Annotated in this window: 9 protein-coding genes and 1 pseudogene; 2 read left to right on the forward strand and 8 right to left on the reverse strand. The window is 67.0% G+C overall.

Annotated features, from left to right (window positions below; all coding sequences use genetic code 11):
- Positions 1–5 precede the first annotated feature (5 nt).
- The 3 genes from CCN72_RS41500 to mycP form a co-directional block, all read right to left on the reverse strand.
- Positions 6–260 (reverse strand): HAD family hydrolase, encoded by a 255-nt coding sequence (locus CCN72_RS41500; protein ID WP_341868862.1) that lies wholly within the window; start codon positions 258–260, stop codon positions 6–8.
- A 251-nt stretch (positions 261–511) separates the two neighbouring features.
- On the reverse strand, positions 512–1045 hold the full coding sequence (locus tag CCN72_RS37895) for a BMP family ABC transporter substrate-binding protein (protein WP_158101321.1): 534 nt from the start codon (positions 1043–1045) through the stop codon (positions 512–514).
- A 69-nt stretch (positions 1046–1114) separates the two neighbouring features.
- The gene (mycP, locus tag CCN72_RS04930; RefSeq protein WP_158101322.1) at positions 1115–2266 is read right to left on the reverse strand and encodes a type VII secretion-associated serine protease mycosin; all 1152 of its coding nucleotides are present in this window, start codon (positions 2264–2266) and stop codon (positions 1115–1117) included.
- A 459-nt stretch (positions 2267–2725) separates the two neighbouring features.
- Here mycP and CCN72_RS41355 point away from each other — a divergent pair, with 459 nt between their 5' ends.
- Together CCN72_RS41355 and CCN72_RS38550 are read left to right on the forward strand one after the other, a co-directional pair.
- The gene (locus CCN72_RS41355; RefSeq protein ID WP_158101323.1) at positions 2726–12709 is read left to right on the forward strand and encodes a LamG-like jellyroll fold domain-containing protein; all 9984 of its coding nucleotides are present in this window, start codon (positions 2726–2728) and stop codon (positions 12707–12709) included.
- Positions 12709–13212 carry a hypothetical protein gene (locus CCN72_RS38550; RefSeq protein WP_136104196.1) on the forward strand — a complete coding sequence of 168 codons (504 nt, stop codon included), beginning with the start codon at positions 12709–12711 and terminating at the stop codon, positions 13210–13212. The genes CCN72_RS41355 and CCN72_RS38550 overlap by 1 nt, the downstream gene beginning before the upstream one ends.
- 90 nt (positions 13213–13302) lie before the next feature.
- Here the strand turns inward: CCN72_RS38550 and CCN72_RS04940 are convergent.
- The 5 genes and pseudogenes from CCN72_RS04940 to CCN72_RS04960 form a co-directional block, all read right to left on the reverse strand.
- A pseudogene (locus CCN72_RS04940) lies at positions 13303–13550 on the reverse strand (transposase); the annotation flags it as partial.
- An 18-nt stretch (positions 13551–13568) separates the two neighbouring features.
- Positions 13569–14843, reverse strand: coding sequence for an AI-2E family transporter (locus CCN72_RS04945; RefSeq protein WP_425276126.1), 1275 nt, complete (start codon positions 14841–14843; stop codon positions 13569–13571).
- Between the two features lie 136 nt (positions 14844–14979).
- The gene (locus CCN72_RS04950) at positions 14980–15174 is read right to left on the reverse strand and encodes a DUF3046 domain-containing protein (protein WP_085566876.1); all 195 of its coding nucleotides are present in this window, start codon (positions 15172–15174) and stop codon (positions 14980–14982) included.
- Positions 15175–15329: 155 nt separating this feature from the next.
- Positions 15330–16445: a hypothetical protein gene (locus CCN72_RS04955; RefSeq protein ID WP_086806482.1), complete on the reverse strand. Its 1116-nt coding sequence runs from the start codon at positions 16443–16445 to the stop codon at positions 15330–15332.
- 148 nt (positions 16446–16593) lie between these two features.
- Positions 16594–17576 (reverse strand): NsdA family TPR-like regulatory protein (locus CCN72_RS04960; protein WP_483027272.1); only part of this gene is annotated, 983 nt, incomplete at its 5' end.

Consider the following 17576-nt stretch of genomic DNA (forward strand, 5'->3'; position numbering starts at 1 on the left):
GATCACTAATCGGACAGACACGTCCGATCAACTGATGAGCCCACCAAAGAGACACGGCCTAGCTGGACCCGGCACCCCAGCGTGGCAGCGCCGACGTCCGCAATAGGTTCGTCTCCCACCATGAGTGCATCGTCGGGTGCCACTCCGAGCTTGTCGCACGCCATCTGGAAGATCCGGGGATCGGGCTTCTTCACCCCATGCTCGAAGGAGAGGAAGTAGGCGCACGGAGGGTTTCCTTGATATCGGGATAAGGCAGCCATGCCCTGGACACTTGGGAACGTTCGTACAAGGCCTCGGCCAGGTCAGCCGCAGGCGGCTTCGCTTCCCTGGCAAGGGCTGTGAAGGCAGCCCGGTGTCGTTCGGCGGTCAGATCGCGCTCCCGCCACAGCGCCTCCAAGATTGTTCCGCACGAAGGGCGCCAGGCCCGTAATCACGCCAAGCCTCCGTGCCCGGCCGGTCAGCACCTACGGCGGCGCAACCAAGGATCCTCGGTGCCGGGCTCCACGCCTTCTCAGGTTCGGGGCGAGAGCCGTGGGCGAGCGGCCTTCTGAACCGCACTGACGGCGGCCGACTGGTCGGCCGGTGAAAATGTCTGGACGTTCGGCAGTTCAATAGATGCGCCGATGGCGATGAATTTCTGATGAGGGTTATTCCGGGCGGCTGTGGTCACGGCATCATGGAGGCTTGGACCCACGGAAACAACAAGTCCGCAATGATGCTGTACGAGGCTGTTGACATAGGGCAAGGCTCTTGCTGTCGTGCTGCTTCTCGGAATCGTGATGTGCTGTGCATTAATGGCAGCACTGTCAGCGCCCTTCTGCAGAGCCGACCAGACGGTTTGGGCCACGGAGGCATCGCGCTGACTATTGATCAGGCAGGTACGAAAATTCCTTGAAATGTTATTGGCAACAACTTTCGGAGCCCGAGGGCCGGTCGGCAATGTGAGGGCAAGCCATGCCAGCAGTCCGATAACGGCAAGTGCGCCTGCGGCAGCCGCGAGCCAGACCTTTCGAGGGCGGTCATGAAGGCTGAAAGTCAGGTTCACCGTATGTGCTCCAAAATTCAGGGTTGGGTATAACGTATTGCCTGTGGACAAGTTCAGGTGGCGTTCCTTTTATGCGCGGAAGTTTTGCTTCTCCCCGCCCGTCCTGCGCGTCTTTCCAGCGGTTCTCGGCTTCGTACCGGGAGGCGCGGAAGCCGAGCTTATCGATTTGATGGACCGGGCTGTGCGGCACCGAGCGAATATCCACACCGATACGGCGGCCAGAACCATCGCCCCAACACCCGCGCTGATTCCGATGACCCATCGCTCACCGGCATTTGCAGCTTTGCCGAGCGGATCAGCGGACAGTAGCGGGTTGGCGGTACTGCCATTGGCGGCGACAGGAGCGCGAAGGGCCGCCATAGGATTGACCAGGCCATAACCGTACTGGTTGTCATGGTTCCCACTACCCGGCCGTCGGGCAGTGCTGATGAGGCGGCGGACGGTCTGGCCTGCGGTCAGGCGAGGAAAGGCGGAACGGACGAGCGCTGTTGTCGCGGAGACGTAGGCAGCCGCGTAACTGGTGCCGTCTGCTTTGACGTACTGGCTTCGGTCATTGGTGGAATAGATGCCGGTGGCCGGTGCGGCGAGCGTTACTCGGGGGCCGGATTCGCTGACCGGCCAGAAATTCCCGGTCGAGTCGGTTCCAGTCACGTCGATGACACCGGGGAATGCCGCAGGATACATGGGCGGGTTGCCGTTCTGCCCGTCGTTTCCGGCAGAGGCGACGATGACGGTGTCTTTGCCGAGGGCGTAGGTGACGGCTTCACGCAGCAGCGGATCGGGGGTGGTCGTTCCGATGGATATGTTGATGACCTGGGCGTGGTGGTCCGCAGCGTATTTGATGCCCTCTGCGATAGCGGTGGGCTCCGCAGTTCCGTTCATGGTCACACGGACGGGAAGCACCTTCGACTTCGGGGCAAGTCCGGTCATTCCATTGCCGGCGTTCGCCTTTCCCGTTCCTGCGATGATGCCGGCGATGGCTGTCCCATGCGAGTCGCCGGAGATGTCGCTCTGCCCGTTGTCCCGGGGGTCTCCGATGAATCCTGCGCCTTGGAGGACTTGGCCTTTGAGATCGGGATGGGCGGAATCGACTCCACTGTCGATGACGGCGACGGTGACGCCTTGACCTTGGGATACATGCCAGACTTTCTCGGCCTGAAACTGTTTGAGTGGCCACTCGGCTTGGCGGATGACCACTGCCTCGGCAGAGGTGTCGGCCACGAGTATCCATAGCCCCGTCAGTGTTATGCAGACAAGGAGTCGGCGAAGGACCGGCAGCGCGGTTGACGCGCAGCGCCTACCGATTCCTCTTCGCTGGAAAAGCACGAACAGCTCCCTTCTGTACGTGGCGTTCTATGCAGCACATGCAAAGAGCGCGGAGCCAGGCAGGTTGTACCACATCACCCCTGAAGGGCTTCGGGTCTGGGAGGTTGGTCAAGGCCGAGCATCACGGGGCCAAAGCTTGATCAAGTCCGCAGGGTCAAATCGGGCGTAAGTATCTGTGATCGCGCCAAATCTCTATGTCTGTTTGTCGATGAAGCTTTGATCAGTCAACAAGTCACCGCTACAACTTGGGCGCTACACCTCCACGGGAGAGGTGTTTCCGTGTTGCGTTGTGGGGGTTCCGTGATGAGTTGCGGTCTGGTCCGCGTGTCGGCTGGTGCCGGAAGGCGTTTGACGTTGGTCATCGCTTCCCTCGCCCATGGCATGCAGCGGCGTTGGCTGCAGAGGGTCGCGCTCGCGGTCAGCTGTGTGCTGTTCATGGTGCTGGCGACGCAGCCGGCCGAGGCGTTCATCAACGAGCAGACGCTGACGTCCGGTTCCGCGGTGCTGCCCCATCAGCGGACGGGTTCCGCGGCTGGACTGTCGCACCAGGTGAAGTCGGCGGCGCTGCGTACGAAGGGCAGCACCTCCAGCCCGAAGGCCAAGCACGTGCGCGGGGCACTTCCGCCGTCCTCGACGCACGTGGCGAAGCCGAAGGAGCGGGGCTCGTTCAGTCCCAAGGGCAAGCTTGCCGTGAAGAGCGTCACGCCCCCGGCCCGCGTACGGGCGGCTTCGCCGAAGCGAGCTCAGCCGAAGACGGCCAAGGCGGATGACGCCGGCTCGTCGGCGCAGCAAGGCGACCCACACATACCTGGCCCGAAGTCCAGCGGCGCGGAGGTGGTCACGGACCGCACCGCGAACACATCGGTGTTCCAGAACCCGGACGGGAGCCTCACCGCGCGGGTCTACAGCCGTCCGGTGCACTACCGGACAGCGAAGGGCACCTGGGCCGACATCGACAGCACCCTGGTGCAGGGTTCGGACGGCCGGTGGGCGGAGCAGGCGGACTCCTCATCGGCCGACTTCGCCGCCAGCGGAAACGATCCTTCGCTGGTTTCCTACGGGCCGTCGGCGAGCGAACAGGTCAGCTACGCGCTCCAGGGCGCGGCCTCGGTGACCGGACAGTCGTCGGGGAACACGATCACCTATCCCGGCATCGCCGACTCCTCGGATCTGACGTACGCGGTGGGCTCGGGCGGGGTGAAGGAGACTCTGGTCCTGCATGACGCCACCGCCCCGACGACCTGGGTGTTCCCTCTCCGTCTGACCGGCTTGACGCCGTCCCTCACCTCGGCCGGCAGTGTGGTGTTCAAGGATTCCTCGGGTGCGGTGCGGGTGACGATTCCGCACGGTTACATGGAGGACTCCAAGGTCGGCAAGGTGTCCGGAGAGGGCGCGACGTCCACCGGAGTGACCTACAGCCTGACCTCTGTGGACGGAGCTCCGGCGCTGCGGGTGTCCCTCGACTCGTCGTGGCTGCACGACGATTCGCGGGTGTTCCCGGTCAAGGTGGACCCGACCAACTTGACTGCGTCGTCGAGTACGTACGTGGAGACTCCGTACGACATCAACTTCTCCACGGCCGACGTGCTCAAGGTCGGTTCGTACGACGGCGGCAACCACAAGGCCGACAGTTACCTCAACTTCTCGTCGTTCGGGTCGACATTCAAGAACGACTACATCGAGAAGGCGTCGCTCTACCTGGACGACGTCTGGTCCGGTGGATGTACCGCGGAGCCCGTGGCCGCCCACGCCATCACCAGTTCCTGGACCGTGGGCAGCGTCGCGGACTACCCGGGCCTGTCGTACGGTTCGACGATCGGTTCGGCCAGCTTCGACGCCGGCGCCACCTGTGGCGGGTCCTCCTGGCACGGCATCGACATCGGCGACAACCCCAGCGCGGCCGGCGTAAAGCTGCTGGAGGGCTGGGCGCATGGCGGTACCAACCGCGGCATCGCGCTCACCGCCAGCACCTCGGTGGTGGCGGCCTGGAAGCAATTCGCCTCGGTCAACTCCTCCTACCCGCCCTACCTGTCGGTCACCTACAGCTCCTACGGAGCCGACTACTCGATCCCCCAGCAGACGTATTCCGAGCCCACGGCGAGTACCACCGGCTCGATGAAGGTGACGCTCACCAACCGCGGCACCAGTTCCTGGTCGACCTCCAGCACCCAGCTGGCCGCCTCCATCTACACCACGTCCTGGTCGAAGATGAGCACCAACGCGGCCAAGACATATGTGCCGAGTTCGGTGAGTCCCAACTCCACCATCACGATGACCGGAACGCTCCCGGCATTGGACCCCGGTCAGTACTACGTGTGCTGGGACATGCTCACCAGCGGCACGTCCTTCTACTCCACGTACGACGTACCGCAGAAGTGCGCCGAGATCACCTCGGCCGACACTCCGCCGCAGATCGATTCCACCTCTCCGCCCTCCGACATCGTGGCCGGCTCCCTGACGCCGCAGCTGTTCGCCCGCGGCGAGGACTCGGACAACTACCCGGGCACCGGGCTGACCTACGACTTCCAGGTGTACTCCAACCCTGCCTCCGACGCACCGACTTTGGTGGCGGACTCGGGCTGGGGGAGTACGGCCGAGTGGAGCGTCCCGAGTACCAAACTGGACTGGAACCAGTCCTACTACTGGACCGTGGCCATCGGTGACCACTACACCCACAGCCCCTGGTCCCTACCCTCGTACTTCTCCACCACCGTCCCTCAGCCGCTGATCACCTCACACCTGGGCACCGCGGCACAGGGGCCGGACGGCAAGACCTTCGATCCGCGCGTGGGGAATTACACCACCTCGGCGACCGACGCAAGCGTGCCCGTGGCGGGCCCGGCGCTGTCGGTGGTGCGCTCCTACAACTCACTTGACCCACGCACCGGCAATGCGTTCGGCGCAGGCTGGTCGACGCTCTACGACATGTCCGCGCTGCCGGACAGCGATGGCTCCGGGGCGGTCGTGGTCACGACGGCGAACGGCCAGGAAGCGCGGTTCGGCCTGAACGCGGACGGGAGCACGTTCACTCCGCCGCAGGGCATGTACGCCACATTCCAGACCGCCAGCGGTGGCGGGTACACCCTGACCGACAAGTCGGGCACGACGTACACCTTCGGTGAGCAGGCCGGCGCTGCCTGGAAGCTGAAGACGATCACGGACGCGTCCGGGCGGAGCGAGACGCTCACCTACAACTCCGACGGCACCCTGGCAACCGCCAAGAACACGACCAGCAACCGCTCACTCCACTTCACCTGGAACGGCGGCCACGTCACTCAGGTGGCCACCGACCCGGCCACCACCGGCGGCGCGACCGAGACATGGACGTACTCCTACAGCGGCGACGGCCTGTCCGGGGTATGCCCACCGACCTCCACCACGGCGTGCACTGCCTACTCCTACACCTCCGGATCGTCCTCCGGCTCGCACTTCCGCTCGACCGTGCTGGACGCGAACCCGGCGTCGTACTGGCGCCTGACCGAGTCCTCGGGTACCTCGGCGGCCAGTGAGGACGTGGTCAACGAAGGCAACGATGACGGCACCTATGCCGGCGGGGTGACCCTCGGCACGACCGGCCCGCTACCCGGTTCGCCGACCACCGCCGCCACCTTCAACGGCTCCAGCGGCAACGTGTCGGTACCCGCCGACGTGCTCCACCAGGGCAAGAGCCGGGCGGTGAGCCTCTGGTTCAAGACGTCCGCACCCGGCGTACTGATCGGCGACCAGTCCCGGACCATCGACGACTCGACCGCACCCGGCACCTGGACCCCGGTCCTCTATGTGGGGTCCGACGGCAAGCTCCACGGTCACTGGTACAGCGACAGCGGCTCCGGCAACACCGCCTTCGGCTCGACCGGCACCGTGAACGACAACGCCTGGCACTACGCGGTGCTCTCTTCGGACGGCACCACCCAGACCCTGTACCTGGACGGCACCGAACAGGACACGTTCTCCGGCACCCCGAACGACCAGTCCAACACCCACACCTACATAGGCGCCGGCTACGCGAAGTCCTGGATCGACTCACCGGCGGATGTCAGTCACTTCCACGGCTCCATCTCCGAAGTCGCGTTCTACACCCACGCGCTCGGACTCCCCGCGGTCCAGGAGCAGTACGCCTCCGGCAGCCACGCCGCCACCGAACTGACCGGCATCACCCTGCCCTCGGGCAAGTCATACATGGCCGCCGCCTACGACGCGGCGCGCGACCAGGCCACCCAGGTCACCGACGCCGACGGCGGCACCTGGAAACTCGGGGCCCCCGCCACCACCGGCTCCGGCGACTACTACCGCGACGCCGTCATCTCCCAGGCTGCCCCCAACTACTGGCGCCTTGAGGACACTTCCGGCAATCAGGCAGCCAACGAGGTGGCCGGGACCACGGCCTCGAACTGGTGGTCCTCCGGCCCCGCCACCTACAACAACGTCACCCTGGGCGCACCGGGACCCTTCCCCAACAGCCCGGAGACAGCCGCGTCCTTCAACGGCACCAGCTCGTACGTGTCGCTGCCGTCCACCACGATCTACCACGGCAAGGTCTCCGCGAACTTCTCCATCGAGCTGTGGTTCAAGACCACTGCCTCCGGCGGGACTCTGTTCAGCTACCAGGACGGCGCGGTCGGCACCACGTCGTCGCACTACACACCCGCCCTGTATGTCGGCGCCGACGGTCACCTGTACGGCGAATGGTGGGACCACTTGGTCTCTCCCATGGAGTCCCCCGACGCCGTGAACGACGGACAGTGGCATCAGGCCGTCCTCACCGTGAACACCGACGGTGAACAGACGCTCGGCCTGGACGGCAAGCAGGCCGACACCCGTACCGGCCAGGAGCCGGATTTCGAAAGCGAAAGCGTCGTCTCCGTCGGCGCGGGCTACATGTCGGGAGGCTGGCCCTCCTTTCCGTCGAACAACCCGCAGGGCTTCTTCAACGGTGAGATCGCCGAGGTTGCCACCTTCAACCAGGTGCTGAGCACGCAGACAGTGGCGGACCAGTATGCCGCCCGCGGCACCTCGAACGGTGCCACTCCGGTCACCACCGCGACCATGACCGACCCGAGCGGCAAAACCCTCGCCTACCGCTACGACCCGTACAACGACTCCCGCCTGATATCGGCCACCGACGCCCTCGGCCACACCACCTCCTACTCCTACGACTCCGGCGGCTTCGTGGCCACGGTCACCGACCCGGACGGCAACTTCACCACCGTCAGCCACAACGCACGCGGGGACGAACTGTCCCGCACCACCAGCGACATGCACGGTGATACCACCACCAGCTACACCAACTACCCCGCGTCCGGCACCTTCGGCGTCACCGACCCCCGCAGCGACGAGCCCACCTCCGTCGCCGACCCGCGCTCCACCGGTGCCACCGACACCACCTACGCCACCACCTACACGTACGACTCCCACGGCAACCCGCTCACCTTCACGGACCCCGACGGGCATGCCACCACGAGGACGTATACGGCGGGCACCGAATCCGCCGTCGGCGGCGGCACCGAACCGGCCGGCCTCCTGGCATCGGTCAAGGACCCGAACGGCCACGCCACCACCTACGCCTACGACAGCACCGGCGACCTCGCCCAGGTCACCTCGCCGTCCGGACTGAAGACCACCTACGCGTACGACAACCTCGGCCGACGCCTCACCAGCACCCAGATCTCCGACACCTACCCGGACGGTGTGGGCACCAGCTACACCTACGACGGCCAGGACCGGATCCTCACCGCCACCGGACCGGCCACCACCGACGCCGTCCACGGCGCCACCCACACCCCGCAGGTCACCTACACCTACGACGACGACGGCAACGCCACCGCGCAGACGATCGCCGACACCACCGGCGGCGACACCACCCGCACCACCCACTGGTCCTACAACTCCCACGACCAGCTGGCCTCGGTCACCGATCCCGCGGGCCGCGAGACCACTTACGACTACGACACCTACGGCAACCGCACCTCGGAGAACGACGCCGACGGCAACGCCTACTCCTACGCCTACTCGCCCACTGGCGAACTGCTCACCACGACCCTGACCAACTACACCGCGGACCCGGTCGACCCGTCCTCGCCCACATCCCTGGTGCTCGACTCACGGGCCTACGACCCGGCCGGATGGCTCGCCTCCGACACCGATGCGATGGGCCGGACCACCGCCTACTACTACAACTGGAACCACCAGCTCATCCAGAGCTACCTGGCCAACTTCCACAACCTGGACGGCTCCACCACCACCAAGGTCCTTCAGCAGGACGCCTACGACGCCGCCGGCCACCTGACCGAGCAGCAGAACACCGCCGCCCTGATCGAGGACGATTACACCGTCGACCCCGCGGGCCGGGTCACCACGTCGGTCTTCGACCCCTACGGCCAGGACAAGACCACCACCTCCAACAGCTACGACGACGACGGCAGCCTCACCTCCCAGTCAGTCACCCAGGGCAGTACCACCGAACAGACCGACTACGGATACGACGCCCTCGGCGACGTTACCTCGCAGACCGTCCACGACGGCTCCACCAATCTGTTCACCACCCAGGCCTACGACCAGCGTGGACTGCTCACCTCCAGCACCGACCCTCGCGGCAACGCCTCAGGCGCCACCGCCGCCGACTTCACCACCGTCTACACCAACGACGAGGCCGGCCGGCTCGTCCAGGTCACCGCGCCGGTGGTGAACGCCGAATCCAACGGCGGCACGCCACAGCAGATCCACCCCATCAGCCTCTACGGCTACGACACTTTCGGCGACCAGACCTCCGTCGACGACCCCGACGGCGACATCACCACCTACACCTACGACTCGGACAGCGAACAGGTGGCCGTCTCGGACGCCGCCTACACCCCGCCAGGGTCCACCACTTCGCTGACTCCAACCACCACCGCCGTCTACGACGCCGACGGCCGCCTGGCCACGAGCACCGACGCCGACAACCACACCACCCACTACACCTACGACCAGTTCGGCGACATCGCGCAGCTCCAGGAGCCCGCCGTCGGCGGCACCACGCCCACCAGCCACGTCACCTACGACGCCGACGGCGAACCGCTGTCCACCACCGACCCCACCGGCGCAGTCGTCCAGTCCACCTACGACGACCTGGGCCGTCAGGTGACCTCCAGCGCCGTCGTCCGGCAGCCGACGACCACCACGGACACCACCACGTTCGGCTACGACGCCGCAGGCAACCAGAACTCCGTCACCCTGCCCGGCGGCGAGCAGTCCACCGCCACCTTCGACGCAGCCGGCAACCTCCTCACCGCCACCGACGCCCGCAGCAACACCACACAGTTCACCTACGACCTCGACGGCCGACTCACCAAGTCCACGCTCCCCGACGGCACAGCCTCCACCCAGACCTACGACACCGCCGGCCGCCTGACCGCCTCCGCGAACCTGGACACCTCCGGCACCACGCTGACCAGCACGTCGTACGGCTACGACCTGGCCGGCAACCCCACGTCGGTCACGGACGCCGACCACAACACCACCACCTACACCTACGACGCCAGCGATGCGCTGACCCAGCAGACCGAACCGGTCAGCTCCACCTCGACGATCACCACCAGCTTCGGCTACGACGCCGCGGGTAACCCCACCCGTTACACGGACGGCAACAACCACGCCACCGTCACCACCTTCAACACGCTCGGTCAGCCTGAGTCGACCATCGAGCCCAGCACCTCTGCGTTTCCGAACGTCGCGGACCGTATGACCACCGTCGCCTACGACGCGGACGGCAACCCGATCACCACGACCCGTCCCGGCGGCGTCACCCTCACCGACACCTACGACGGCGACGGCCGCTTGACCGGAACCACTGGTGCGGGAGCAGAGGCCACCACCGCGAACCGCGCCTTCGGGTACGACGCCGACGGCCGCCTCACCTCTGCTGGAGCCCCCGGCGGCACCGACACCTACACCTACGACGACCGCGGCGAGATCCTCTCCGCCTCCGGCCCGTCCGGTAACGCCACTTACAGCTACAACTCCGACGGCCTCCTCACCTCCCGCACCGACAAGGCGGGCACAGCGACCTTCACCTACACCCCCGACGGTCAGGTCGACACCGCCACCGACCCCGCCACCGGCACCAGCCTCGACTACAGCTACGACTCCACCGGCCAGCTCACCGGCATCGCCTACGGCGGCAGCGGCAACACATCCCGCAGCCTCGGCTACGACGCCCAGCACCGCCTCACCAGCGACCAGCTGACGACCCCCGGCGGCACCACCGAGGCATCCGCCTCCTACGGCTACGACAACGTCGGCCACGTCACCTCACAGACCACCGCCGGCACCGCCGACGCCGCCTCCAACACCTACGGCTACGACAAGGCAGGCCGACTGACCTCGTGGAACAACGGCTCGACCACCACGAGTTACGGCTACGACGCCACCGGCAACCGCACCAGTGTCAACAACGGCTCGACCACGACATCCGCGAGCTTCAACGCGCGCAATCAGCTGACCGGCACCACCACGGGCTCGTCCTCAACGACGTACACCTACACCGCACGCGGCACCCTGGCCTCGGTCGCCGGCCCCCAGGGCACCGAAAGCCTCGGCTACGACGCCTTCGACCAGCTGACCCAGGACGGCAGCACCACCTACACGCACGACGACCTCGGCCGCCTCGCCACCGCGGGCGCCAACACCTTCGCCTACGACGGTACCGACGAGCAGGCCGTCTCCGACGGAACCGAGACCTACGGCCGCGGACCGGACGGTGAACTCCTCGGCGTCAACGGCCCCGCAGGCACGGCCCTCGCCTACACCAACCAACACGGCGACCTGACCGCCACCTTCACCGCGACCGGCACGGCCCTCACCGGCTCCACCGCCTACGACCCCTACGGCAGCACCCTCGCCACCAGCGGCACCCAGCACGACCTCGGCTACCAGGGCGGCTGGACCGACCCCGCCTCCCACCGCGTGGCCACCGCCAGCCGCTGGTACGACCCGACAACAGGAAGCTTCACCAGCCACGACGCCACCAGCCAGTCCCCGGTCCCATCCGTCAACGCCAACGCCTATGCCTACGGCAACGACGACCCCCTGACCAACGCCGACCCCTCGGGCGACAGCGCCTGCCAGGCGTCCGGGTCCTCCGGCTACAGCAGCTACGACTACCACCCGTACTACTCCTCCGGTAGCCACCCGTCTCATTACTCGTACAGCCAGTCTCACCGCAGCCCGAGCCGGGACTACAGCAACGAAATCGCGGCGGCGCAGGACGAGATAGCCTCCGCGTCACGAGCCCAGGAGCGCCGCGAGGAAGAAATGTTCAGCTCCGGTGGCAGCAGCGGCCACCACAGCGGCTCGGGAAGCAGCTGGAGCTTGTGGGGGGCCGGCGCCGGCCTGCTCGGCTCCTTGGGAGCGGGTTTGTCCTGGGGCAGCGGCGTGGAGGAGGGCGCCGAACTCGGCCTCCTCGTCCTCGCGGCTGGCTACAGCAGTTGTGATGTCCACGTGGCGCCGCCCCCACCGCCCCCGCCGACGGCCAAGACGGGCCTAGCCGAGAACCCGGGCAAGCGGCCGACCGGTCAGCCCAAAATCGACGAGAGCCCGAAGCAGAACGGCACCAAGACATCGGCCACCGGCCCCTCGGACACACTGCCCGCGGTTCTGCAGGGAGCGGCACCCACCCAGGCCACCGCCCCGGCCACCCACCAGCCCACAAGCGACGGCAACCGTTGCAGTGGAGCCCTCCTCGGCTTCCAATGCAGCGGCAACGGCAATCTCCTTGATTCCGACACTGGCGTCGCCTACTGCAATCCCACCTCTGGCTGGACCGTCGGCAACACCTGCGTACCGCTGTCATCAGCCGGAGCGGGGGGCACGCTGGCCGGCCCCAACGCCGGCACAGGGTGGAGTTCGCTCCTCCTGGTCGATCCGACCGCCGGGCTGCCCGATGCGGTCCCCGCTGCTAATATCACGATTAGCTGGGAGCCGGGTATGCCTAAATCTCAATTCAGGCTCAAGGCGAACGCACTTAAACAACTCAGCGACGAAGGGAAACTTGTCAAGGCTCCCAATCCACTTCCACCAAGAGTCGGCATCGAGCGGGGCTACAAGCAAGCCTTCTTCAGAAAGGTTTATGCTCAGTTCAACGATAAGAACCCGAGATTCGTTGCGGCGGCTCGTAAGAGAATATTCGGGGGCATGAACCCGGATCATGTCTGGGAACTTCAACTGAGTGGCCCCGACAGCACGGACAATCTCCATATGCTTGATGCTATTACCAACCAGGCCATAGGCAGGCAGATCAGGCAGCAGATCATGCATCTTCCGGACTATTCACCTATATCTGTTACCGTCGAAGGGCCCTAGTGATCACAGATACGTTCAGGCAGACCCTTGCACAGGTTCGTGAAGCCATCGACTCCGATGAAGAATGGAGAATATTCAATTCCATTCCCGAGGGCGTCTCGCGGCGTCCGGAATTGGATGCTCCCGAGGAGTACTTGGACTTCTTGCTGGCTGCCGACGGGGCCATCATGGGATCGATAGTCATCCTCGACAAGAAGTTCGCCGAGAAGTCGCAGGCGCTGATCTCGCCAGGCATGGTCGAAATTCCCGAAGATCCAGCCGATTGGTTCGTCGTTGGGAAGATCAACGAGAATGCAGTTCTAGCCAACCGTCGAGATGGCTCGATCTGGACCTACCCTGACATGCTGACTCCTTGGTGGGAGAGCTGCCGATTCGAGAGAGTGGCGGACCATCTCGCCGGGTTTGTTTCGGAATATGGACTCGGTCCCGGGTACCTACGTATCACAGGTGCCGAAGAATCTGATCAGTGGTGGCAGCTGTTGCGTCAATTGGGATACGCATAAAGGGGAAATCCTCTGGCAAAAGGTTGTCCCGTAATGATCAACTGACCGGCATGGCCAGCGTCGGGGATGCCCACCTTGGGCGGGGCTATCCGCGAGCGCGAGGTTGTACAGGCGGGCTACACCAAGGATGGCGTGATGGACGCCGTCGCCCTTCAATCGACAGTCGCGGAGGATCTTCCAACTCTTCATACGGGCGAAGGTGTGCTCGACGCGGGCGCGGACACCTTGCAGTGTGAGCGGTTGTGCTCCTCTTTCCAGGCCGGGAGTTCGGCCTGACCTGATTCACGGCGGTGCAGGATCACCAGGCCAGTGCCGCGGTAGCCGTCATCGGAGCGTGTCTGAGAGAGGCGGGGCCGCTACCGCCGAGCGCGCGCGGCCCTCAGCCGCGCGAGCACACCGGAGCTGCCCTGAGCCCGTACGCGATGCCCGTTCACGCGGGGGTCGTCGGTGACGTCGTACCGCTTGACGTAGGCGCCAAGGAACGCCTGGAGGGTGGCCACGGCGGGGATGGAGATCAGTGCGCCGACGGCGCCCAGCAGGGCCGTGCCCACGATGACCGAGCCGAAGGCGACGGCGGGGTGGATGTCCACGCTCTTGGCGGTCAGCTTGGGCTGGAGCATGTAGTTCTCGAACTGTTGATAGATCACGACGAAGACCAGCACCCACACCGCGTACCAGGGGGCGACGGTGAACGCGATCAGCATCGGCAGCGCGCCCGCGAGATAGGTGCCGATGGTGGGGATGAACTGCGAGACCAGTCCCACCCAGACGCCGAGCACGGGCGCGTACGGCACCCCCAGGGCTTGCAGCAGGATGTAGTGCGCGACGCCGGAGACGAGCGCCATGAGGCCGCGCGAGTAGAGGTAGCCGCCCGTCTTGTCGACGGCTATCTCCCAGGCGCGCAGCACCTCCGACTGGCGCGCGGGCGGCAGTACCGAGCACAGGGCGCGGCGCAGCCGGGGGCCGTCGGCGGCGAAGTAGAACGAGAACAGCGCCACGGTCAGCAGCTGGAAGAGGCCGCCGAGCACCTGCTGGGACACGTCGAGGACACCGGCCGCGCTGTTCTGCGCGTACTTGCGCAGCCAGTCGGAGTGCAGCAGTCCCTCCTGGACGTCGACCCGTCTGAGGTTGGCGTGGAAGGTCTGGTTGGTCCAGTGGATGAGCGAGTCCAGGTAGTCCGGGAAGCCCTCGATCATCTTGATGATCTGGCCGGCCAGCATCGACCCGAGCAGGGTGACGAACCCCGCGGCGGCGACGGTCAGGACGAAGAAGACCAGGAAGGTGGCGAGTCCCCTGCGCATGCCGCGGGCGGCCATCCGGCTCACGGCGGGCTCGACCGCCAGGGCCAGGAAGAACGCGATCAGGATGTTGATCAGCAGCCCGGTGAGCTGGTGGAAGGCCCAGCTGCCCAGCTGGAAGGCGGCGATCAGCGCGAGCGCGAGCACCATGGCGCGCGGCAGCCAGCGCGGCATACGGCCGTCCGGCATGCGGCCACCGGGCAGACGACCGTCCGGCGTACGGCCGTCCGGCGGGACGGCGTCGGCGACCGGTGGCCGGTCGGTCGTCGCCGTCGGGCCGGCCCGTTCCGCGGGCCGGGTCAGCTGCTCGGTGTCCTCGTCAGTGCGTGCCACGCGCCAAGTCTCGCCCACTCCACCGACAAGCGGCGCCCACCTGCGGCTTTCGTGACCGATCGGTGCCGTAGCATCGACTTCACAACGGACATACGGGGCGTTTCTGTCATGATCGCCACGATGCCGGGCGGCACCCTCAGCGCCGTTCCCCCGGCACGTCCATGACCGTGCACACCACGCGCCACACGTCCTTGGCCGCCCAGCCGGCGTCCAGCGCCTCGTTCACCGTGCGGCCGCCCAGCTCCGACATCACATGATCGCGCGCGAAGGTCTCGGCGTACCCCGGACCGAAGTGTTCCGCCATCCGCTGCCAGAAGACCGTCAACCGCATGAATCCCGCTCCATACCCGCTATGACCTGCACGTTTCCCGCCTCTCGCACCCCGCCTGCCCGCATCGGGCAGAAAGCGCGTGTACGTACGCAGCGTAGAACCAGAGCGGGCACGCCCAGGCGGGTGGGCGAGAGGGAGGCGGTGAGGTCGGCCGATCAGCGCGCCGGGGACGAGCGGGGCACCAGGAGGGGTTCCGGGTAGGAGCGGACCTCGCGGCGGATATGGCTCGCGGGGCCCAGGCCGTTCATGATCCGGCCGATCTCCCGCCGCCCGCGGCCGTCGGGCGTGGCGTCCACGAGGGTGATCGTCGCCGCGTCGATGTCCTGCGGGCGCAGGCTGGTCGGCGTCGTGACGTCATGGACCCGCAGCTTGGCCTCGGCGGCCTGGCAGACGGCCGTACGGACGGCGGGGGCCGAGCGGCGTCCGGCGACCAGCAGGGTGTCGGACTGGCTCAGCGCCGCGGCGACCGCCGTGTGGAGGTCCTCCATGGTGTAGCACCACTCCGAGGGATGCTGGCCGCGCAGCCGGGGGTAGCGGCGGCGCAGCACCTTGAGGATGGCCGCCACCTCGGAGACGACGGACCCGGGTGTCACCACGAACGCGAGGCGGTCCGGATCGCCGACGTCGACGGACTCCGCCTCCTGCCGTGAGCGCACCACGACCGGCGTGGCGCCGCTGGTCCGCGCCTCCCAGGGCGGCGGTCCCGCGGCCTGGGAACCCACGACGACGACCTCGTCCCCCCGGTCCGTGAACCGGTGCAGCGCGCTGTTCGCGTTCCGGGTCGCGGGGCACGCGCGGGTCGCGGGGCATCCGCACGACTCCCAGGAGGGGGCGGCGGCCGTCTGCGCGGGCACGGAACCCGCGGGCGCCCGGCCGTCGGCGTTGGTCGTCGGCGCCATGACGTACAGCAGCCGGCGCGTGCGCAGCACGGCCCGGAAGGAGTCGATCTGCCGGCCCGCGAAGGCCAGCGCCGCCGAGTCCTTGGCGTCCGCCGCCAGGGCCAGTCCGTGATGGCCGCCTTCGGGTCTCTCGTAGGTGACGGCGAAGACCGTGGTCGCCGCGTCGGGCAGATGCTCGTGCAGACACGCGGCGGGCAGGGCCCGGCTGCGCGGCGCGAGCCCGCTGTTGCGGGTCAGCGCCGCGAGCAGGCCGTGGGCGGGGCAGTCGACCCGGCCGCGCGCGGGGTGGGTGAAGGACGTGGCGACCGTGAGGGTGCCGGGAGGGACGCGCAGGGTGGCGCGGAAGACTTCGGACAGGACGCTGCGGTTCATTTTCCTGCTGTCATACGAAGGGAATGAGTGACCGGGGTACGGCGCTGCCATCCAACCGGCGAGATCGTCCGTCTTCCCACCACCGGTCCCGTTTTCACTCTGCTGGAGCAGTCGGGCCGGGACGCGGACGGGTTCTCGTGCTATGGGATCAACGATCGTTCCCAGAAGGGGCGTTGCCGTTGCCGTTTCCGCTGCCGTTGCCGTGCCGGTGATCGTGGGCGGCCCGGGAGTGCGTCACGCGGGCGCGGGCCAGGACCGCCGCCGCGGCGGGGTGGGCCGAGTGCGGCCGGAGCGAGGCGTGCAGAGCGCGCAGCCGGTCGTCGGCGCGGGCGCTGCGGATGTGCGGGTACACGTCGAGGAAGTCCTGCCAGGTGTGGCACGCCTGGTCGAGGTGGCCGGCCGAGAGCTGGGTCTCGGCCAGTTCGGCGGCCCCCAGCGCCACGGCACGCCACTCCTCGGCTGGCCGGTACCGCCGGGACAGCTGGAGGGCCCGTACGGCGCCGCTGAGATCGCCGGAGCTCCTGGCCACGACGGCCCGCTGGAGCGCGAGGGAGCCCTGGTGGAAGGCGCCGACGGAGGTGGCGCCGCTCGCGGATCTCTCCAGGCACCGTTCGGCCGAGGTGAGCAGGCCGACGGCCCCGGCCCCGCCGGTGCCCGCGCGCGCCACCGCCAACTGGCCGTAGAGGAAGGCCTGCTGGTGCGGTGGCGTGTATCGGGCGCCGACGCGTACGGCGTCCTCGGCCAGGTCCTGGGCCTCCGCGAACCGCCCCAGGGCGTGCGCCTGCACACTCAGGCCGCGCAGACCGAGCGCCTGCCCTATCGGGTCGCCCGCCTCCCCGGCCAGCTGAATGCTCGTCAGGTAGAGGCGCTGGGCGGCGGCCTGGTGGTTCATGTCGAAGTGGGCGAACGCGCACAGGTAGGCGAGCTGTGCGGCCACGGTGAACAGCTCCCGTCGTACGGCTGGTTTCATGTCGCATCTCAGCCAAGGCAGCAGCGTGGTCGACAGGTACTGGCGCAGGGGGACGCGGACCGCGCCGGAGCCGAAGGTGCTGTCCGTCCGGGAGAAGAGGGTCAGGAGTTCCTGGGCGGAGGCCACCTGGCTCATGCCGATACGGGTCGGCGGGCCGGCGG

The organism is Streptomyces murinus, from assembly GCF_002154555.1.
In the GTDB taxonomy this organism is placed as follows: domain Bacteria; phylum Actinomycetota; class Actinomycetes; order Streptomycetales; family Streptomycetaceae; genus Streptomyces; species Streptomyces murinus.

What these genes read in the sequence shown, in the direction of transcription:
- CCN72_RS41500 (WP_341868862.1), bottom strand. Translation starts at nt 260, where the DNA reads ATGGCTGCCTTATCCCGATATCAAGGAAACCCTCCGTGCGCCTACTTC.
- CCN72_RS04950 (WP_085566876.1), bottom strand. Translation starts at nt 15,174, where the DNA reads ATGCGGTTGACGGTCTTCTGGCAGCGGATGGCGGAACACTTCGGTCCG.
- CCN72_RS04955 (WP_086806482.1), bottom strand. Translation starts at nt 16,445, where the DNA reads ATGAACCGCAGCGTCCTGTCCGAAGTCTTCCGCGCCACCCTGCGCGTC.